At 44.5% G+C, this 19,798-nt stretch carries 15 protein-coding genes; 10 read left to right on the plus strand and 5 right to left on the minus strand.

Going from position 1 to position 19,798, the window contains the following annotated elements:
- Window positions 1–60 precede the first annotated feature (60 nt).
- The 3 genes from D104_RS33440 to D104_RS33450 all read left to right on the plus strand — a co-directional run bounded on the left by D104_RS33440 (window position 61) and on the right by D104_RS33450 (window position 4,363).
- Window positions 61–1,011 (plus strand): CYTH domain-containing protein, encoded by a 951-nt coding sequence (locus tag D104_RS33440; RefSeq protein WP_024025033.1) that lies wholly within the window; start codon window positions 61–63, stop codon window positions 1,009–1,011.
- A 61-nt stretch (window positions 1,012–1,072) separates the two neighbouring features.
- Entirely contained in the window at window positions 1,073–4,003 is a 2,931-nt protein-coding gene (gene glnE, locus D104_RS33445; RefSeq protein ID WP_024025034.1) for a bifunctional [glutamate--ammonia ligase]-adenylyl-L-tyrosine phosphorylase/[glutamate--ammonia-ligase] adenylyltransferase, read from the plus strand.
- A 150-nt stretch (window positions 4,004–4,153) separates the two neighbouring features.
- Window positions 4,154–4,363, plus strand: coding sequence for a hypothetical protein (locus D104_RS33450; protein WP_024025035.1), 210 nt, complete (start codon window positions 4,154–4,156; stop codon window positions 4,361–4,363).
- A gap of 107 nt (window positions 4,364–4,470) precedes the next feature.
- Here D104_RS33450 and sbmA read toward each other — a convergent pair whose 3' ends face one another.
- A complete protein-coding gene (gene sbmA, locus D104_RS33455; RefSeq protein ID WP_024025036.1) occupies window positions 4,471–5,739 on the minus strand; it encodes a peptide antibiotic transporter SbmA in 1,269 nt (422 codons plus the stop codon).
- A 218-nt stretch (window positions 5,740–5,957) separates the two neighbouring features.
- Here sbmA and D104_RS33460 point away from each other — a divergent pair, with 218 nt between their 5' ends.
- On the plus strand, window positions 5,958–6,818 hold the full coding sequence (locus D104_RS33460; protein WP_024025038.1) for a PhzF family phenazine biosynthesis protein: 861 nt from the start codon (window positions 5,958–5,960) through the stop codon (window positions 6,816–6,818).
- A gap of 73 nt (window positions 6,819–6,891) precedes the next feature.
- Here D104_RS33460 and D104_RS33465 read toward each other — a convergent pair whose 3' ends face one another.
- Together D104_RS33465 and D104_RS33470 are read right to left on the minus strand one after the other, a co-directional pair.
- Entirely contained in the window at window positions 6,892–8,115 is a 1,224-nt protein-coding gene (locus D104_RS33465) for an aspartate aminotransferase family protein (protein ID WP_024025039.1), read from the minus strand.
- Window positions 8,116–8,165: 50 nt separating this feature from the next.
- Window positions 8,166–12,983, minus strand: a complete 4,818-nt coding sequence (locus D104_RS33470) for an NAD-glutamate dehydrogenase (RefSeq protein WP_024025040.1) — start codon at window positions 12,981–12,983, stop codon at window positions 8,166–8,168.
- A gap of 295 nt (window positions 12,984–13,278) precedes the next feature.
- On the opposite strand from D104_RS33470, the gene D104_RS33475 reads away from it, so the two are divergent.
- From D104_RS33475 to D104_RS33495, 5 genes are all read left to right on the plus strand, one after another.
- Entirely contained in the window at window positions 13,279–14,298 is a 1,020-nt protein-coding gene (locus D104_RS33475) for a GlxA family transcriptional regulator (protein ID WP_024025041.1), read from the plus strand.
- Between the two features lie 143 nt (window positions 14,299–14,441).
- Window positions 14,442–15,209: an ABC transporter ATP-binding protein gene (locus D104_RS33480; protein ID WP_024025042.1), complete on the plus strand. Its 768-nt coding sequence runs from the start codon at window positions 14,442–14,444 to the stop codon at window positions 15,207–15,209.
- 81 nt (window positions 15,210–15,290) lie between these two features.
- Entirely contained in the window at window positions 15,291–16,049 is a 759-nt protein-coding gene (locus D104_RS33485; protein WP_024025043.1) for a transporter substrate-binding domain-containing protein, read from the plus strand.
- Between the two features lie 74 nt (window positions 16,050–16,123).
- Complete coding sequence (locus D104_RS33490) at window positions 16,124–16,813, plus strand: ABC transporter permease (RefSeq protein ID WP_024025044.1); 690 nt, start codon at window positions 16,124–16,126, stop codon at window positions 16,811–16,813.
- 3 nt (window positions 16,814–16,816) lie between these two features.
- Window positions 16,817–17,527, plus strand: a complete 711-nt coding sequence (locus tag D104_RS33495; protein WP_024025045.1) for an ABC transporter permease — start codon at window positions 16,817–16,819, stop codon at window positions 17,525–17,527.
- A gap of 88 nt (window positions 17,528–17,615) precedes the next feature.
- Here the strand turns inward: D104_RS33495 and D104_RS33500 are convergent, their stop codons facing one another.
- On the minus strand, window positions 17,616–17,954 hold the full coding sequence (locus D104_RS33500; RefSeq protein WP_024025046.1) for a P-II family nitrogen regulator: 339 nt from the start codon (window positions 17,952–17,954) through the stop codon (window positions 17,616–17,618).
- A gap of 140 nt (window positions 17,955–18,094) precedes the next feature.
- Here D104_RS33500 and D104_RS33505 point away from each other — a divergent pair, with 140 nt between their 5' ends.
- Window positions 18,095–18,463, plus strand: coding sequence for a hypothetical protein (locus D104_RS33505; protein ID WP_024025047.1), 369 nt, complete (start codon window positions 18,095–18,097; stop codon window positions 18,461–18,463).
- A gap of 82 nt (window positions 18,464–18,545) precedes the next feature.
- Here D104_RS33505 and hemE read toward each other — a convergent pair whose 3' ends face one another.
- The gene (hemE, locus tag D104_RS33510) at window positions 18,546–19,646 is read right to left on the minus strand and encodes a uroporphyrinogen decarboxylase (protein ID WP_024025048.1); all 1,101 of its coding nucleotides are present in this window, start codon (window positions 19,644–19,646) and stop codon (window positions 18,546–18,548) included.
- Window positions 19,647–19,798 lie beyond the last annotated feature (152 nt).

The following is a 19,798-nucleotide window of genomic DNA, read 5'->3' on the forward strand; positions in this document are numbered from 1 at the left end:
CGCACATTATTTTTTCTTTGTTGTTTGCTCAACGACAAAGGTTGTAGAGGTTTGTAAATTATGGCTATTGAGCTAGAGCTTAAGTTAATGGTTCAGTCTGAGTATCTCAAGTCCGCAAGCGACTTTCTCGATGAAATTTGTACTCTTTCTAATACGGACGGACAATCTCGTCAGCCTACCTTAGCGTTAATGAACGCATACTTTGACACCGAAGACGCCAGCTTGATGAAAGCAGGAATGGCGTTACGTATTCGATCAGTGAATAGCGAACGCTATATTCAAACCGTAAAAACACGTGGTAGTAGCCGTATTGGTATGCACGCTCGTGGCGAATGGGAGTGGTTTCTCACCAAGGATCAGCTGGATTTGTCTTTATTAACAGAAGTGCCATTGCCTGAACCATTACAGGATATGTCATGGGCAAATGCACTAATTGAAGTATACCGTACGGATTTTGAGCGACAAGTGTGGAACATTGTTACTCAAGAAACCAAAATGGAAGTGGTTTGTGATCGTGGTTTAGTCACGTCGCCGTACGGTAAAGATGCCATTTGTGAATTAGAACTAGAATTAAAAAGTGGTAACGAAGCGGGGTTGTATGATTTTGCCTTAAACATTGCCGAGCATGTTCCTGTTCAAGTCAGTGTGGTGTCTAAAGCCCAAAAAGGGACTCGATTAAAATACGGAAAAATCAAGTTTCCTAAAAAACCACTCAATACATCCAATGAGTTGGAGTTGGCCGCGTATTGGTATGAAGTGTGGTTAGTGTATTGGGAAGCGATGTATTTCATGAAAGACGAGGCGCTCATGCAACCCGTTCGTCATTCTATGTCTCAGTTGACCTTGTGTTTACCAAGTGAACTGGCCTACTTATTGGAATGTTTAGACAATGAATTAGAGCAGTGTTTAGTCGAAGATGAAAGCATGCTGCTGGGATTGTTAGCCAGTATGACGTCAGTCGGAACAGTGATGCTGCGTGTTGGGAAATGGCTAAACCGACAAGCGTTTTAGTGTTTGATAAGCCCTGTTGTCATGAAAAATAATAAGACGATTATTTAAAAGGAAGGCCTCTTTGACACTCCCGAATTTGAATCCAAATTACGCACTTTTTTGTGATCAATCGCAGCATCGTTCTTTGTTATTGGAACGAGTTCAAGAGGCTAGGCAAAGGCACAATCTGGAGGCATTGCATCAAGATCAGATCGCGATATTAGAGCCTTTGTGGATGTTAAGCGATTATCTTCATCAGCAATGGACACGCTTTCCAGAATGGCTAGACGAGGTATTGTTACTAGAAAGTTTGCCAGAACGACCTTCTCAAGCCGCATTAATGTCGGGCGAAGCGTTTTTTGCCTGTGATGCGAGCGCTTGTCCGAGCGACCCTCAAGAACACCTGGATGAATCAACTTTTCTGAAGCGTTTGCGGCTGTATCGGCAATGGTGGATGGTGCGCCTTATCGCTCTGGATATTCAACAACGACTAACATTAACGGAGCTGACGTCGCGTCTAAGCGGTTTGGCTGATGCTTGTGTGAATGCAAGCTTGGCTTGGTCAGAGCAGCAGTACCTATCTTTGTATGGGCGTGCGTTGGATCGTAACGGCCTTCCTCAATCGATGATCGTCATTGGTATGGGGAAATTGGGTGGGAACGAGCTCAACTTATCCTCGGATATTGATTTGATCTTTGCATTTCGCGAGCACGGCGATACACAAGGCGGTAAAAAAAGCCTTTCCCATCAAGAATACTTTACGAAATTGGGTCAAAAACTTATTCAGCATTTGGATCAAGTTACCGCCGATGGCTTTGTCTTTCGGGTGGACATGCGCTTGCGCCCTTTCGGGCAATCTGGCGCGTTAGTGCTAAACATGGATTCGCTCGAAAACTATTACCAAGATCAAGGCCGAGACTGGGAACGGTACGCCATGATCAAAGCGCGTGTTATGTCTGGCAGTACGCTCGACATTCGTGAATTTGAAGCGTTGCGAAAGCCTTTTGTTTATCGTAAATATCTCGATTTTGGCGCGATAGGCGCGTTACGTGACCTTAAACAAATGATTGCAAAAGAAGTTCGTCGCAAAGGCATTGAGCACAATATCAAGCTAGGTGAAGGCGGGATTCGTGAGGTGGAATTCATTGTTCAAGCTTTGCAAATATTGCATGGCGGACGAGATCAAAGGCTGCAAACGCCCGCGCTGCTGAAAGTGCTGCCTTACCTTGCACAACAAGATTACCTTTCGCATGAAAAAGTCGATGCGTTACACGATGCGTATTTATTGCTGCGACGTACAGAGCATGCTCTACAAGCCCTAAACGATGAACAAACACAATTGCTGCCAGAAGACAGTATCACGCGAACACGGATTGCCTTGATGGTGGGTTTTGCTTCTTGGGAAGAGCTGGATCAGCGTTTATGGGAAGTGCGAAAAAACGTACACAGTGCATTCGTGGCGTTAATTGATGATGGTGAAGAAACCAGTGAAGAAGTGAAAAGCCAAGAAGCGTGGCGCTTATTAATCAAGCACCCAGAAGACAAAGAAGCAATATTGGACGCGATTGAGTTGATCGCTTGGGAAGACACAGACGCGAACGTAACTCGTATTACGCAATTGCTTAGTTCTCGTGCAGTGGTCTTTATGCAACCGATTGGTCACGAGCGACTCGCGGTTTTCCTTGCGGATCTTATGATAAAGCTGACGGAAGAGGCGAATCCTGATTTGGTATTGGAACGTGTTTTTCCAATATTAGAAGCGGTGCTGCGACGAACGGCGTATTTGGTGCTATTAAGTGAAAACCAAACAGCTTTAACACACCTTATTCGATTGTGCCGAGAAAGTGTTTGGTTTACGGAAGCGATTTCGACCACGCCTGCGCTGCTCGATGAATTACTCGACGCACATACGTTATTTTCTCCACCCGACAAAACCATGCTGGAAGATGAGCTGCAGCAAATTTTACTGCGTCTACCAGAAGACGACGAAGAAGCGCAAATGGACGCGATGCGCCGCTTTAGACGCTCGATTATTTTACGGATTGCAGCGTGTGATATCACCGAGATTTTGCCAGTAATGAAAGTGAGCGATCACTTAACTTGGTTGGCGGAAGTCTTGCTAGAGCAGGTATTGCAGCAGTCTTGGCACTATTTGACTAAGAAACACGGCTTTCCGGTAAGCCAAGGAGACACGGCTTACACGCCGCAGTTGGCTATTATCGGTTATGGTAAATCCGGTGGATGGGAGCTGGGTTACGATTCGGATCTCGATTTGGTGTTTATTCATGACGCTCAATCATCGGGGAGCACTGATGGCAATCGCAGCATCGACAATTTGACGTTTTACACGCGCCTTGGCCAGCGCTTGATCCATATGATTACCAGCTTTACAGCGGTTGGCCGGTTATATGAAGTGGATATGCGTTTACGTCCTTCTGGTAATTCTGGCTTGCTCGTGTCGAGTCTTGAGGCGTTCAAAGATTATCAGCAAAAAGAAGCGTGGGTGTGGGAGCATCAAGCCTTGACACGCTCCCGAGGTTTGGCAGGCGAGCCAAATTTATTGATCAAATTTGAAGACTGCCGCAAGGCAATTATTGCATCGGCTCGAGATCGAAATGAACTGAAAGCGGAAGTCATTAAAATGCGCGAAAAAATGCGAGCTCACCTTGATACCGGCGGAAAAGAAAAAGGCTTCGACCTGAAACAAGGCGCTGGTGGCATCATAGACATTGAATTTATGGTGCAATATCTTGTTTTGGCATGGTCACATAAGTTTCCTGAGTTAATGCGTTTTTCCGACAACGTGCGCCAATTAGAAGCCGCGGCGTCTGTTGGTTTAATAAAAGCGGAGCAGGCGGAAAAAATGATTGATACGTATACCCTTTACCGATCTCATACACATCGATTGAGTTTGCAGCAACAAGGTCGCGTTGTTCAAGACGATGCATTGATCGATAACCAGACCTTGGTGAGCCAATATTGGGAACAGTTTGTCACGGACGATAACATATAGAGAAGCGATCTAGCTTACAAAAAGGTGTTCGTAAATTGATCAAAGAGCCGCTATACTTTATAAATTGATGTATTTATGAGCGATAGTTTACGTTTAATTTTCTTACGCTCTTAGTTGGCAACTTCTATTGAGAAATAGAGAGGGGGAAAAATGCCAAGTGTTAATGGTGTGAGTAGTCCTGCGATGGATTATGCGAGTGAAGTCTACAGTGCAAATTTGGCGAAAGCCGCTCAGCAGCAGAAAGCGGAACAAGATCTTGCGTTGCTAGAAGAAGCAACCAAAAATGTGACGCCTGCCGCAAGCAGTGGGTCACATACGACAACAGATAACCTAGGGCAAAACATCAACATCAACGTTTGATAAAGCGTTTGATTGCCTCATTAACGTTATATAAAACACAAAAAAGCCCCGCAGAATTTGATTCTGCGGGGCTTTTTAACATCGAAATGGTGTTTTTCGAATGATGCCTATGAGGTCTGCTGGTCTTCTTCGGGTAGTGGTTCATTATCGATGACCGCTTCAAACGCTTTTAGGCGCTTGTAAATGGACAGTAGTTCTACGATAGTCGTCCAAGAGTTGATCAAGTATTGAAAGGAGTTTTCTACCTGGTTAAAGGCGTTTAAAACTCGTTGCATTACACCTAATGTAAAGGCACCTGCAACAATGGATGGGGCTAATACAATTAAAGGGACAAATTGACCAACATTCAAATAGCCATAACGAACCACATTGAAATACAGATAATTAGTGTATAAGCGGAAGTAGTTTTTACGTACATTGTTGAATAATGCATCAAGAGTGATGGGCGTGGCTCGGTCTGCATGATCTTCACCGTATACCAATTCCTTTCGGTAAGCGGCTTCGACACGCTGATTTTTAAACTCTAACCCAGGCAGCTTTATACCTGCTAATGCGAGTAGTAATGTACCGACAATTGACCAAACAATGGCGGTAAACACCAAGGCTTGAGGCACTTCGCCTATTAATGGAAGCTCTTTTACGTAACCAGAAAGTCCCCATAAGATCGGTAAAAATGCGATGAGTGTCATCACAGATCGTAGTAGACTGACACCTAAGCCTTCGACTATTGAAGCGAATCGCATGGTGTCTTCTTGGATCCGTTGTGATGCACCTTCTATGTGTCGAACTTGATCCCACTTTGATGTGTAATAGCTCGTCATTGCTGTGCGCCAGCGGAAAACGTAGTGGCTGATGAAAAAATTACTGAGAACCGATACCGTGATAGCGACCATAATGATAATGGCGACGGTGGACAGCTGCGCATAATAATCAGAAAGAGGAATGCTGTTGGGTTCTGCTAAGGCTTTTTGAATAAGGTCGTAGAAGCTACCGTACCATTCATTCAGCATTACACTGACTTGTACTTGGAACCAAGTGATAAAAACAATTAAAGCGGATCCTAGTACGGACCATTTTGCCCATTTCTGGCCGCCATAGACAATCCAAGCACTGACAAATATGAAATAGCACAGAATCATGTATTGATAGAGCCAAATGTTTAATGCGCTTTTTTGTGCCGCTTCAAAGGCAGCTTGTGCCGCCGCATCCACGCCTTCCACTAACGCTTCAGGGAAATACACGCCAAACAATGAACCCAAGCTTAAGTTGGCGCCAAGATCTTGGACAAAAAAGTACCAACCGAGAACGCAGGCGAGTGCCCATAAAGCAAAGCTGAGAAAGAATAGTCTGGGATTAGGAAAAAAGGATTGAAACACAGTGTCGTTTCTCTATATCAAATTGAATGGTTCGTAAGCCATTGATGTACGCAATGTTCTTTAATGGCACTTTACGGCAGCTTAAACCAGTGATGTGATAATGACAATCAAATGGCCGTTAAGGAATCAGTAAAAAAAGCGATAATCATCATGATGTTAAAGCATATTTTAATATGTCAGACTGTTGTCTTAGGGAAACATGCAAAAAGGAGCCTTACATGAGACAGGTGGATGTGTATTTAGTTCGTGCGTTTTCTATATCTGGTCAAGGGGGAAATTTGGCTGGTGTGGTGCTAGACGCAGATGACTTAACAAACCAGCAAAAACTGTTGATTGCAAACGCTGTGGGCGTTCCTGAAACGGCCTTTGTTTGTCGTAGCGACGTCGCAGATTACGCCCTTTCTTTTTTCACCCCCATCACAGAAGTCGACTTTTGTGGTCATGCTACTTTGGGGGCATTCTGGTTATTGCATCATCTAGAGCGAATCTCGACTGGTGGTTATAAGCAGGAAACCAAAGCGGGTATTTTATCCGTGGAAGTGGCGAAAAACGGCCATGTATTGATGAGTCAAAGCCTTCCTGTTTGGAAATCTGAATTTAAAGCTGAAGACATTGCGGCCATGTTGGGAATTCAAGCGCAATTGATTCTTCAGTCATCTTTGCCGATTCAGGCGATTTCGACGGGATTGGTGGATGTGTTTATTCCTGTTCCCTATGGGGTGCTGGACTGTTTAGAGATCGACAGCGATGCCATTGCGCGTTTTTGTATGGAGCATGATTGTGTTGGTTTTCATGTGTTTGAAATGAACCCTCCTGACGCGCCCTATACCGCCAGCTGTCGTAATTTTGCACCTGCGGTTGGTATCCCTGAGGAATCGGCCACGGGGAGTTCGAGCGGCGCTCTAGCGTGTTATTTGAATAAGCACTTTGGTTATCGGCATTCCATTTTAGAACAAGGGCGAGCCATGAAAATGTCCTCGCGTATAGCGACTCAAATAACGTTAAGCGATGGTGAGGTGACGCAGGTTCAAGTGGGAGGCGAGGGCATTTTTGATAAAATCATCACCATTGATGTGTGATCAAATCAAAAAAAAAAATCGGGCCGAGGCCCGATTTTTACTGTCTTACGTCTTATGATGCCGTTATTACAAATTACGCTGCTTGGTTTGCTGCAACAACTTTAGCAATGGCTTTATCAAGACGAGCAAGGCCATCGGCGATGTCTTTCTCAGGAATGATAAGTGAAGGTGCCAAACGTAACACATTTGGACCTGCAACCAAGACAAACAAGCCTTCTTCTGCAGACGCTTTGACCATTTCTCCTGCTTTACCAGCAAGGCTGTCGATGACTTCTGCGCCAATTAATAAACCCATACCGCGAATGTCTTTGAAGACATGGTATTTTTCATTGATGGCTTTTAGGCCTTCAACAAATAGGTCGTGACGCTTTACGACACCGCTAAGTACTTCTGGAGTATCAACGATATCAATCACCGCTTCAGCAATGGAGCAAGCCATTGGGTTGCCACCGTACGTGCTACCGTGTGTACCAAACGCTAAACTTTTAGCGGCTTCTTTTGTTGCCAGCATGGCACCAACAGGGAAGCCATTACCCAATGCTTTAGCCGTTGTTAGTACGTCAGGAGTAACACCCAATTGCTCGTAAGCGTATAACGTCCCCGTACGGCCAACGCCGGACTGTACTTCATCAAAAACAAGCAGGGCGTTATGTTGATCACATAACTCACGAACTTGTTTAGCGAACGCTTTATCGGCCGGAATGATTCCGCCTTCGCCTTGAATCGGCTCCATGACAACCGCACAGGTTTTGTCTGAAATTAAAGACTTAAGCTGTTCAATGTCATTGTAGTCACAATGTTTAATCCCGCCTGGTGTTGGTTCAAAGCCTTCTTTGTATTTGGCTTGTCCACCAACAGACACGGTAAATAATGTGCGACCGTGGAACGACTTATTAAATGCGATGATTTCGTGCTTTTCTGGACCAAAGTGATCAAACGCGTAACGACGAGCGAGCTTGAAAGCGGCTTCGTTGGCTTCTGCGCCACTGTTTGCAAAGAAGACACGGTCAGCAAAGGTCTTTTCCGTTAACTTTTTTGCTAGTCGCAGTGCAGGCTCATTGGTCATGACATTGGATAAATGCCAAATTTGCCCAGCTTGCTCGCGCATGACGTTGACTAAAGTCGGATTGGAATGACCCAATGCAGTCACGGCAATGCCGCCTGCAAAGTCGATGTATTCTTTGCCTTCTGTGTCCCATACGCGAGAGCCTTCACCACGCACAGGGATGATCGCTGATGGCGCGTAGTTAGGAACCATTACTTCATCAAAGGTTGCTCTCGTTACTTGTTCTGTCACTCTCGTATACCTCTTAAAAATAGGTGGCCGAAGTGACGGCCACCGTTGGTTTATATCAGATTTCTCAACTCACGAATAGCAACAGTGATCATGGCAAGCGTTAATTCACTTTCGACTTTTATTTCGCTAAAAGTCGTGCGGTAATGCTTGATGCTATCGCTGTTTAATTCGCGCCAATGGGTCAGACGTTGGTCCAGTTTTTTGATATCCAAACTGGATTGAATGACTTCTTGGGTGAGGGTTCTTAAGCTGTTGTCGACTTCGTCACCAAGGCCCGCTTTCGCACGTCGTTGCCACATGTCGTCCGCAGACAACTCGCTGGCTTTGTGACGTAACCAATGCAGTTCCAAGTCCATTTCAAGGGCGAAGTAGGTTTGCGCTACGTCTAAAACTTCTGTTTCTGTATTCGCGGCAACACGAATAATATCCAAACCGTAGAACAGGTAATGGAGAGAAGATAGGCTTTCGGCAATGTCCGCAGGGATGTTTTTCGTTACCAAATCCGCAGCAATGTCAGCCAAATGTGCTTGGCTAGGTTCTGTCAGAATGGCTTGCATGTTCGCACGGATAATTTCAACGCCTGGTTTGTAAGTCTCTTTCAATCGTTGGATTGATAGGCTTTCACGAGTGTTGCGTAATAACCAAAGTGTTGCGCGTTCAAGTAGTCCTTGAATGCGAATCAACAAACCATTCAAAACGTCATTGGATACTTGGAAATCTAAGCCATTGATCGCATCCCACAGTGCAGGAATACCAAAAATGTCTTCGGCCGCCATGTAAGCACGAACCACATTTAGTGAAGACGCACTGGTTTCTTCTTGCATGTACGTCGTGAACGTTGGCCCCATGCGGTTACCAAGGTTATTCGTTACATGGCCAGCAATGATTTCTTGCACCAATGGGTGTGATGCCATTTGGTCGCCAAAATGTTTGGTTAACTGCGTTGGGAAGTATTCATTGATTTGAGTAATCAAATCCGTGTCTTCGCCAATGCCGTCTTCTACCAGTTGCTCGGACAGTTTGATTTTTGAATACGCTAACAAGACAGAGATTTCAGGACGTGCAAGGCCAAGACCTTTATTCAAACGTCGTTTGATTTGCGTGTCGTTTGGTAAGTATTCAATCTCACGATTTAAGCGACCTTCTCTGACAAGCGATTGAATCAAGCGCCAATGGTCGGCTAAACGTTCTGGAGCCTGAGCATTTGCCAAGGACAAAACATGACTTTGGCCGCGGTTATGGCGCAATACCAAGCTACCCACTTCGTCGGTCATTTCTGCCAATAAACTGTTGCGTTGCTTCTCGGTTAAATCGCCGTTTTCAACCACACGGTTTAATAGGATTTTGATGTTTACTTCGTGATCCGAGCTGTCTACACCGGCCGAGTTATCGATCGCGTCGGTGCTGATTAAGCCGCCTTTTTGAGCGAACTCAATACGACCCAATTGAGTCAGACCTAAGTTACCGCCTTCGCCAACGATTTTGCAGCGCAGCTCTTTACCATTTACGCGCAGACCGTTGTTTGCACTGTCACCTGCATCAGCGTGGGATTCGCCTTCAGACTTCACGTAAGTACCGATGCCGCCATTCCAAAGAAGATCGACCGGTGCTTTCAAAATCGCGTTGATCAAATCCGTTGGTGCCATCGATTTGATGTTGCCTTCAATGCCAAGCGCTTTGCGAATGTCCGCATTGACGGGAATCGATTTCGCTGAGCGATTGAAAATACCGCCGCCTTTTGAAATCAACTCTTTGTTGTAATCTTCCCAAGAAGAGCGCGGCAATTTGAACATGCGATCACGTTCAGCAAAAGACGTCGCTGCATTTGGCGTTGGGTCAATAAAGATGTGCATGTGGTTAAAGGCGGCAATCAAACAAGTGTGTTCAGACAGCAACATACCGTTACCGAATACGTCACCAGCCATATCACCAACACCGACCGCTGTGAAGTTGGTCGTTTGGCAATTGACACCGATTTCTTTGAATTGGCGTTTAACCGATTCCCATGCACCACGTGCTGTGATGCCCATTTTCTTATGGTCGTAACCATTGGAACCACCAGAAGCGAAGGCGTCACCTAACCAGAATCCGTATTTCTCAGAAATACTGTTGGCTAAGTCAGAGAAAGTCGCTGTGCCTTTGTCCGCTGCGACGACCAAGTATGGGTCGTCTTCGTCATAACGAAGAACAGACAACGGAGGAACCACTTCGTTTTGCACAAGGTTGTCAGTGATGTCGAGCAAGCCGCTAATGAACGTGGTGTAACAATGGATGACTTCTGCTTGTACTTCTTCGCGAGACGCGTTCTTTTTCAATTGTTTGGCGACAAAGCCACCTTTTGCACCAGATGGAACAATAACGGCGTTTTTCACCATTTGTGCTTTTACTAGACCAAGGACTTCAGTACGGAAATCTTCCATACGGTCAGACCAACGAAGTCCACCACGGGCCACTTTACCGCCGCGCATGTGAATACCTTCGACCCAAGGTGCATAAACGAAAATCTCGAACTTCAATCTCGGTAGCGGTACCGCAGGAATCATTGACGGATCAAGTTTGAAAGAAACGTAGTCTTTAACATCGCCTTCTGGGCCAGCTTGGTAGAAGTTGGTGCGCAACATAGCTTGAATCACAGACAAGTAGTGTTTCAAGATGCGATCTTCATCAAGGTTAGCGACCTGATCCAATTCTGCTTCGATTTTTTCAAGCAGTTTTTGGACTTTTTCGCCACGTTTGTTTTCTTGGCTTGGGTCGAAGCGTTGTTCGAATAACTGAACCAATAGACGAGCGATGCCTGCGTTTTTCTCTAGGGTTTGTTGCATGTATTGCAAAGAGAAAGGCAATTGCAGTTGCATCAAGTATTTCGTTAATGCGCGCAACATAGTGACTTGGCGCCATGTCAATGACGCGCTCAATACCAAGGCGTTAAAGCGATCGTTTTCAACACGACGGCTGAAGACTTGGTTAAAGGCGTCTTGGAAGGCTTCACGCTGTGCATTTTTTTCAAGGTTGACGTCGGCGTCCACACTGATGGCAAATTCGACCACCCAAGTGTTGGCTGTGCCGTCTCCATTTTGATCCAACTCATAAGGGCGTGCTTCTAGTACACGCAGCCCCATGCATTCCAAAATCGGCAATACATCAGACAAAATAAGCGTTGTTCCAGCGCCATACACTTTGAAGTAGTAGTTGTTTTTGGTTTGCCCAACTTGGCGGTAAATGTGAGTGGAAATATCACCTTCGTCACCGAGTTGGCTCAAGCGCTCAATATCAAGTACGGCGGCATTTGGTGAAAAGTCTTCACGGTAGGCTGCAGGCAAATAAGGGACATAGTCATTGTATAAAATGTTGCCGCTTTCTTCGCCGTGACTTTTATGAAGGGCGCTTAATAGCTTGTCTTCCCATGAACTCATCGCATCTTGCATTTTACGCTGAATCTCTTCTGCGTCGATGGTTGGGCTCTGTTTTGGATCCGCTATTTGAATGGTGAAGTTGACACGAGCCAAGACAAGTTGTGAAAACTGAACGTTGAACTCCGAGCTGGTGCCATTACAGGCGTTCATCAAGATGTCTTGCATCTTCATGCGCAATTCGGTGTTGTAGCGATCACGAGGCACGTAAACCAACGCGTTCAGGAATCGACCGTAGATGTCTTTTCGTAAGAATACACGTAGCTGGCGGCGTTCTTGAATGGCGAGAATACTTTCAATGGTTCCGAAGAGTTCTTCTACCGGCGCTTGCAACATCTCATCGCGAGGGTAGCTGTTCAAAATGTGCTTAAGGTTTTTGCCTTTGTGGCTGTTTGGATCCACGTTGGCTTTTTCAACAATAATATCGAGTTTTTTACGAAGCAATGGAATGTCTTGCAGACGAGCAATGTAAGCGGCAGAAGAATATAAACCAAAGAAACGCCATTCGCCAATGACATTGCCTTTTTTATCGAAGCGCTTGATGCCTAGATAATCAAGGTGAACAGGACGGTGAACCGTTGAAATGGCAGTGGACTTGGTCAAGATCAAAATGTTGCTACGATCGACGGCTAGCTTGGCAAGGTTGTCGTGTAAAACAATGTCGCGTTTTACTTTCTTGTCATTGATGTCGCGGAACGTGCCTAGGCCAGAACCATCGACGAGCTTCAGATGAGTTTCTTTGCCTTCAACAGACAGATCGTAAGCGCGGAAGCCAATGAAGGTAAAGTGGTTGTTGGCAACCCAGTGTAGAAAATCTAGGATTTCTTGGTGTTCTTCGTTGCCTTTTAAGTGTGCCAGCTGCTCTGATTCGCTAATGATGTCACTTAGCTTGGTTTTCATTGCAGGCCAATCGGCAACGGTTTTGTTTACATCCGCTAAGCTAATTAGAAGCTCTTCTTTGATTTCATCCAATAAATTGATATCGGATAGGCGATCAATTTCGAATCGCATCAAGGCTTCATTGGATCTAGAAGGTGCTCCAATGCTGAGTAACTCGCCTTTTTTGTTGCGTTCTACTGGAACGGCTGGATGAGCTGTCATGTGAATTTTGTAGCCGAGACGAACCAGTGCCATGTTGAAAGACGATACAAGGAAGGGCATGTCTTCCGTTAGAATTTCAATAACGGTATGCGTAGATTGCCAGCTATGTTCTTCATAGTTTGGGTTGTATACGCGAATCTTGGGTTGGTTTGTTGGTCGTTGTTGTAAGAAGTCCCATAGACAGATAATCGTGCCGTATAGGTTCTCGATAGATTCATTGACCAAGTCTTCAGTCAGAGAGTCCTTGAAGTAAAGGTGCGCAAGTTGTATTAAATTCTTTGCCTCGGCAGCATTAAAGTTTTCGTTTATCTCTACTTCAACGCGTTCGATTAATTCGTTTTTTTTGTAATCAGTCATTAGAACTCATCCCTCGTGAGTGGTGTTCTTAATAAAACTAGTTGTAAATGCAATTTTACGAAAGTATTGGGTTTGGACTCTGTGTACGATTATTATGAAAAATTCACTCCTTTGATAGCAGGCAACTTATCTAATAGCGACATATTGTTGTCATGCTTGGTTAATCGGGTTAAAAAAGTCTTGCTCAATACGAAAAAAACCTTTGTTATCCATTTTAAACGAAATAAACTCCTTTTTTGCCTATAGTTCGCAGGATAATATTTTGTACAAGACTGAATTCGCATCAAGAGAAATCATGCAGGCGAGTAAAAAGCCATTAAAATACGGTTTTTTACTCTTGCCTCATTATTCTATGCTGGGTTTTTCATCGGCTATAGAAACATTGCATATGGCAAACTGGGTGACTGGGAAAGAGCTTTATTCTTTCTGTACCATAAGTCATGAAACAAGAGAAACGCCTTCAAGTACGGGGGTTGTGACGGTTTCAGACTACCTGACAAATGAGGCTCCAAGCGATTTAGACGCTATTTTTGTCTGTGGTGCTTCTCCTGTGATAAAAAACGAAAGTCAGACTTTAGAAAATTGGATAAAAAAACAAGCAAAAAGAAATGTTGGATTGGGTGGGGTTTGTACAGGAAGCTATTTATTAGCCAAAGCAGGCCTGTTAGATGGTTATCGAGCGACGATTCATTGGCGCAGTCTTGCCAACCTTCGGGATGAATTTTTGCAAACGATTGTCTCTAACCACCTTTTTGAAGTAGATAGAGACCGTTATACTTGCAGTGGTGGAACGGCAGCCATGGATATGATGCTTTTTCTTATTGGTAAGCAGCATGGTATGTCTTTGGCCAGTAATATTTCAGAGCAATTTGTTTGTGAGCGCATTCGGACACATGAGGATCCGCAGAGGATACCTTTGCAGGCTCGGATTGGTACAGGCCAACCAAAGCTGGTTGAGGCGGTCCAGTTGATGGAGGCGAACATTCAGGAGCCACTGTCATCGGATGACATTGCGTATCATGTTGGTGTGTCCAGGCGTCATTTAGAGCGTCTTTTTAAGAGCAATTTAGATATAGTGCCCTCGCGTTACTATTTAGAATTGCGTTTACAGCACGCTAAGCAATTGATTGTTCAGACAGATAAAGCAATAACAGAGGTTGGCGTGGAGTGCGGGTTTGGTTCTGCGCCCCATTTTAGTACAACCTATAAAGGTTTTTTTGGCGTGTCGCCGAGAGAAGAGCGTAATAAAATCCATAATAAAAGCCCTGCTCCTGTCCAAATGGATAAGAAAAAGAGGCGGCTTTGGAAAAAGTAACTTAAAATACGGGCTTAATTATTCTTGGCGTGATTCTTGTATTCTACTTGATAGCGTAAGCTGGTTGCCTTTATTAGGTTAAGTGTTGTGCTGCTATTACGTTAAAAATAATAAGTTATATACTATAAATAAGGTGAGAGAGCATGTCGAAAGTCCCGGCGTTAGAGCTGATAGATATTCACAAAACGTTTGGCGATATTGAAGTGTTGAAAGGTATTTCTCTAAAAGCCTATGATGGTGACGTCATTTCAATTCTTGGTTCCAGTGGCTCAGGTAAAAGTACGTTTTTACGCTGTGTTAACTTGCTTGAAAACCCAACGAAAGGCGACATTGTCTTTAATGGTAACAAGCTTGATTTGATCCAAGGTGAGTCCGATTTAGTCGCAAACAACATGAAGCAACTTACTCAAATGCGTCAACAGATTGGCTTTGTGTTCCAAAGTTTTAATCTGTGGCCGCACATGACGATTTTGCAAAATGTGATGGAAGGGCCGTTACATGTATTAAAGCGACCTAAGCATGAAGTGGCTGAATACGCTGAGCACCTATTGCGTAAAGTAGGCATTGCGGAAAAGAAGGACATGTATCCTAATCAGCTGTCTGGTGGACAGCAGCAACGAGTGGCGATTGCGAGAACACTCGCGATGGATCCGCAGGTTATCTTGTTTGATGAGCCAACATCCGCTTTAGACCCTGAGTTAGTGGGTGAAGTATTGGGTGTTATGCGTAACTTGGCAGAAGAAGGCCGTACCATGCTGATCGTGACACATGAGATGAACTTTGCTCGTGAAGTGTCCAGTGAAGTTGTGTTTCTGCATCAAGGTGTCGTAGAAGAAAAAGGTACCCCAGACCAAGTGTTTGGTGCGCCAAAATCTGAACGCTGTAAAGCGTTTATATCCAGCGTGTTTTAAGTGTTAATTACACAAGCAATGCATTAATAAAAATATAAAAGAAATAATGAGTAAATAAGCAAATATACCAAGGGGATTATAATGAAATTGAAAAAAATGGTTTTAGGGTCAGCTTTGTTGCTAACGGCGGCATTGTCATCTGTGTCTGTTCAAGCGGCGGATAAAGTACGTTTTGCGACGGAAGGTGCTTGGGCGCCATTCAACTTTATTGATTCGGCAGGCAAACCACAGGGTTTTGACGTTGATATCGCGCGTGCCCTTTGTGCCAAAATGGCCGCGGATTGCGAAATCGTTACGCAAGATTGGGATGGTTTGATTCCTGGTCTGAAAGTACGTAAATTCGATGCGATTATTGCGTCTATGTCTATTACTGAAGAGCGCCTGAAAGTGGTTGATTTCACTAACAAATACTACTCTGGCGGTTTGCGCTTCATGGGTCGTGTTGGTGAAAAGTTTGACCTTACAAATCTTAAAGGCAAAACAATCGGTGCACAGCGTGCAACATTGGGTGCTCAGTTCCTAGAAGATAACTTCACTGGTAAAGCAGATCTGAAATTCTACGATAACCAGGACAATGTTTACCTAGATCTTGAATCAGGCCGTTTGGACATTGTGTTGTCTGATGAGTTGCCAACGTACAACTGGTTGAAAACATCAAAAGATGGCGCCAAATTTGAGTTTAAAGGCGACGCGTTCATGAAAACAGATAACATTGCCGTTGCGGTTCGCAAAAACGACAAGAAGCTGAAAGATCAAATCAACAAAGCACTTGATGCGATTTTGGCTGATGGTACTTACCAGAAAATCAACGCAAAATACTTCCCGTTCTCTATCTACTAACAGTAGATTTTCTTAAAGTTTCTCGGTGCGTTTGCACCGAGAAACTTACTTTAAGCTTACTCTGAGAAAAAACTATGATTGATCTTCATGGATTCGGTGATCAGCTGCTGCAAGGGGCTGTTATTACCTTAGAGCTAGCGCTGTCTTCGCTGTTTGTCGGTTTAATTCTGGGATTATTGGGCGCGTCTGCTAAGTTGTCTTCCGTCAAAGCGTTTCGATGGATTGCTCATGCTTATACCACCATCATTCGCGGTATTCCTGAACTATTAACCGTACTGATCATTTACTTTGGTGCTACCACTGTATTGATGGCAATCGCAGGCTTATTTGGCTACGACGACTATATTGAAGTTGGGGCATTTGCGGCCGGTGTCACCGCGCTTGGTTTGACATTTGGCGCGTACGCAACAGAAGTGTTTCGTGGTGCGTTACAGTCTATTCCAACAGGCCAGCATGAAGCGGCTATTGCGTTAGGAATGGGACCTATTCGAAAGTTTTACCGTATTATTTTGCCGCAGGTATGGCGAATTGCTTTGCCTGGGCTTGGAAATCTATTTCTGGTGTTACTGAAAGATACTGCGTTGGTGTCGGTGGTAGGGCTAGAAGATATCATGCGTAAAGCAAATATAGCGGTGAGCAGTACCAAACAAGCGTTTTTGTTTTATTTGGTGGCGGCGTTTATGTATTTGGCGTTAACCATTATCTCTATGGTGCTCGTTTCCTATATGGAAAAACGCGCAAGCCGTGGTTTAACTAGGGGATAATGTATGGATTTTTCGGTTGTTGTTGAGTACTTTCCTCGTTTATTAGAAGGCACTTGGGTTAGTCTGCAGTTGGTGGTTATTTCCATCGTGCTCGGTGGGGTATTTGCTCTACCAATCGCGCTGGCTAGAATCTCTCCCGTTGGTTGGATTAGGGCGATTCCTTTCGCTTATATCTTCTTCTTTCGTGGAACGCCTTTGCTGGTGCAGATTTTCTTGGTGTATTACGGCGCGTCGCAGTTTGATGTCGTTAGAGAGAGTTTCTTGTGGCCCATTCTTAAAGAGCCATTTTGGTGTGCCATTATTGCCTTTACACTAAATACTTCTGCGTATACGGCGGAGATCTTTCGTGGCGCGATTCAGGCTATCCCTGAAGGCGAGGTGGAAGCGTGTAAGGTGGTTGGTATGTCGAAGTATCAGATGTATCGTCGCGTTCTGTTGCCTCGTGCATTCGGTATCGTTTTACCGGCTTATGGCAATGAAATTATCTTGATGCTTAAGGGCAGTGCGTTGGCGAGTACAATCACTATTTTGGATCTAACCGGAATGGCGAGAACCATCATTGCGAGAACGTATACGCCGATGGAGATATTCTTAGCCGCTGGCGCCATTTACTTGGTGATTAGTATTGTGATTATTGCTATTTTCCGTCAAATCGAATTGCGACAAAATCGTTATTTGGGAACCTTATCCATTAAGGTGCCAGATAAAGGCTAGTCATGTAGATGATGTAATAAAAAAAGAGGCCTAGGCCTCTTTTTTTACGTTAACGCGAACCCTTTATGAGTCCGATGTTTTCGTCTGCTTAAATGGCCTCAGCGCCTGTTTCACCTGTACGGATACGGATGATTTGCTCTAGTGCCGTGACGAAAATTTTGCCGTCGCCAATTTTTCCTGTGTTGGCGCTGTGTTGAATGGCTTCAATAGCGCGTTCTACTTGGTCTGATTCTACAGCAAGTTCCAATTTTACTTTTGGTAGAAAATCAACAACATATTCAGCACCACGATACAGTTCTGTATGGCCTCGCTGACGCCCAAAACCTTTTACTTCAGTGACGGTGATGCCGTTAATACCAATTTCAGACAGGGCTTCACGCACTTCATCAAGTTTAAAAGGCTTAACAATGGCCGTAATTAGTTTCATTTCTTTTCTCCATACAAATAAAGCATTATTTATCTTAAAAATACCACTCTATTGTAAAAGTCGCTACTGGATCGATGCTTATGATCTATATTTAATAAAGATATCAACGCTGTTAGTGATGGAAAACAGGAGTAGTTGAAATGAAAATGACAAGATTAAGTGAGTCTTTTGCGGTCGGTTCCATGCCATTTTTTTCGGAGCTGGCGGCCTTTTTGTCGCGCCGAATTGGATCGCATTTATCGAGTGTTTCTACACCTCAGAGTCTGGCTTGTTACCAAGTAGATAAAAAAGATGCGACTTTACGACTGAGGTTAGTGTTGATCCCATTTTCCAATGGGCAGTTGTTAGGTCGGCTATCTTGGTTGGATTGGCGCGGGGTGGACCATGTGTGTTGTTACGTTAACGAAGCATTTGATTGTTTGGCGTTGGCTTCCAATGGGGTGTGGAAAAGGCAATCGAAGTGTGCAGAGGCGTTGTGCTTAGAGCGATACTACTCTTTGATGGCATGAAAGTAGCTTTAACAAACCGATAATGTTGTGATTTTATTAAAGCTACTTTTCTTGCGATTTACGCTAAATGCCAGATCTTTTTTTACAAGCCATTCAAGGCATCTAGATCATCAAACTTTGGTTCGTGATATTTTCTTCCTAGTTCATGAACGGCATCGATCAAATACTTAGGGTGATCAGGGTTAACGAATTGGTGGATGCCGTGTCCTAAGTTAAACACATGGCCTGTGCCATCGCCGAAACCAGACAATACATTTTCCACTTCACGTTCTATCACATCTTTATCTGCATACAGAACACATGGATCAATGTTGCCTTGTAACGCAACGTCGTGGCCAACACGAGCGCGCGCTTCCGCAATGTCTGTCGTCCAATCTAAACCAATGGCATCTGGCCCTGTTGCTGCCATATTTTCCAACCATTGACCGCCGTTTTTGGTGAACATAATAACAGGAATTTTTTTACCTTCGTGTTCACGAATAAGGCCGTCCATAATTTGCTTCATGTAGAGCAAAGAGAACTGCTGGTACATTGGGCCGCTTAGAATGCCTCCCCACGTATCGAAAATTTGCAGCGCTTGAGCACCCGCTAAAACTTGACCGTTAAGGTACGCCGTTACCGATTTTGCTAGCTTGTCTAATAAAGCATGCAGCGTTTCAGGAGATTGGTACATCATCGCTTTGATATGGCGAAAATCTTTGCTAGAGCCGCCTTCAATCATGTAGGTCGCAAGTGTCCATGGGCTTCCCGAAAAACCAATCAGCGGCACATCACCATTTAACGCATGACGAATCGTCGTGACGGCTTTCATCACGTAATCTAGGTCGTTTGCGGTAGTGACTGGTAAGGCATCGACATCGGCTTTGTTGCGAATTGTGTGTTTGAATTTTGGGCCTTCGCCAGCTTCGAAATACAACCCTAATCCCATTGCATCAGGAATGGTTAGTATGTCTGAAAACAAAATTGCAGCGTCCAGATCGTAACGCTTTAATGGCTGCAAAGTGACTTCGCAAGCAAACGCATCGTTTTTACAAAGACTCAAAAAATCGCCCGCCGTGGCGCGACTTGCACGATATTCTGGAAGGTAGCGTCCAGCCTGTCTCATCATCCATACTGGGGTTGTATCGACAGGTTGTTTGAGTAATGCGCGCAAGAAGCGGTCATTTTTAAGCTCAGGAAACATTTTGGACTCTCCAGTGTAAATTTTCAGTTGGCGCATTTTACCTAACTTGTGAGGGAAAAGCAGAGCGAATAAGCACAATTTATGAGAAGGCGAGTAAAAAGGCCAATAAGATTGATCTATGGCAGGAGATGGTAAATTACTATTTTGCTGTG

The sequence above is a fragment of the Marinomonas profundimaris genome (assembly GCF_000508165.1).
GTDB lineage: Bacteria > Pseudomonadota > Gammaproteobacteria > Pseudomonadales > Marinomonadaceae > Marinomonas > Marinomonas profundimaris.

Excerpts from the sequence above, each read along its gene's own strand:
- D104_RS33505 (WP_024025047.1), top strand. The coding sequence starts at position 18,095 with ATGAAAATGACAAGATTAAGTGAGTCTTTTGCGGTCGGTTCCATGCCA.
- D104_RS33470 (WP_024025040.1), bottom strand. The coding sequence starts at position 12,983 with ATGACTGATTACAAAAAAAACGAATTAATCGAACGCGTTGAAGTAGAG.
- D104_RS33450 (WP_024025035.1), top strand. The coding sequence starts at position 4,154 with ATGCCAAGTGTTAATGGTGTGAGTAGTCCTGCGATGGATTATGCGAGT.
- D104_RS33475 (WP_024025041.1), top strand. The coding sequence starts at position 13,279 with ATGCAGGCGAGTAAAAAGCCATTAAAATACGGTTTTTTACTCTTGCCT.
- hemE (WP_024025048.1), bottom strand. The coding sequence starts at position 19,646 with ATGTTTCCTGAGCTTAAAAATGACCGCTTCTTGCGCGCATTACTCAAA.
- D104_RS33490 (WP_024025044.1), top strand. The coding sequence starts at position 16,124 with ATGATTGATCTTCATGGATTCGGTGATCAGCTGCTGCAAGGGGCTGTT.
- D104_RS33495 (WP_024025045.1), top strand. The coding sequence starts at position 16,817 with ATGGATTTTTCGGTTGTTGTTGAGTACTTTCCTCGTTTATTAGAAGGC.
- D104_RS33460 (WP_024025038.1), top strand. The coding sequence starts at position 5,958 with ATGAGACAGGTGGATGTGTATTTAGTTCGTGCGTTTTCTATATCTGGT.
- D104_RS33485 (WP_024025043.1), top strand. The coding sequence starts at position 15,291 with ATGAAATTGAAAAAAATGGTTTTAGGGTCAGCTTTGTTGCTAACGGCG.
- D104_RS33500 (WP_024025046.1), bottom strand. The coding sequence starts at position 17,954 with ATGAAACTAATTACGGCCATTGTTAAGCCTTTTAAACTTGATGAAGTG.
- D104_RS33440 (WP_024025033.1), top strand. The coding sequence starts at position 61 with ATGGCTATTGAGCTAGAGCTTAAGTTAATGGTTCAGTCTGAGTATCTC.
- D104_RS33480 (WP_024025042.1), top strand. The coding sequence starts at position 14,442 with ATGTCGAAAGTCCCGGCGTTAGAGCTGATAGATATTCACAAAACGTTT.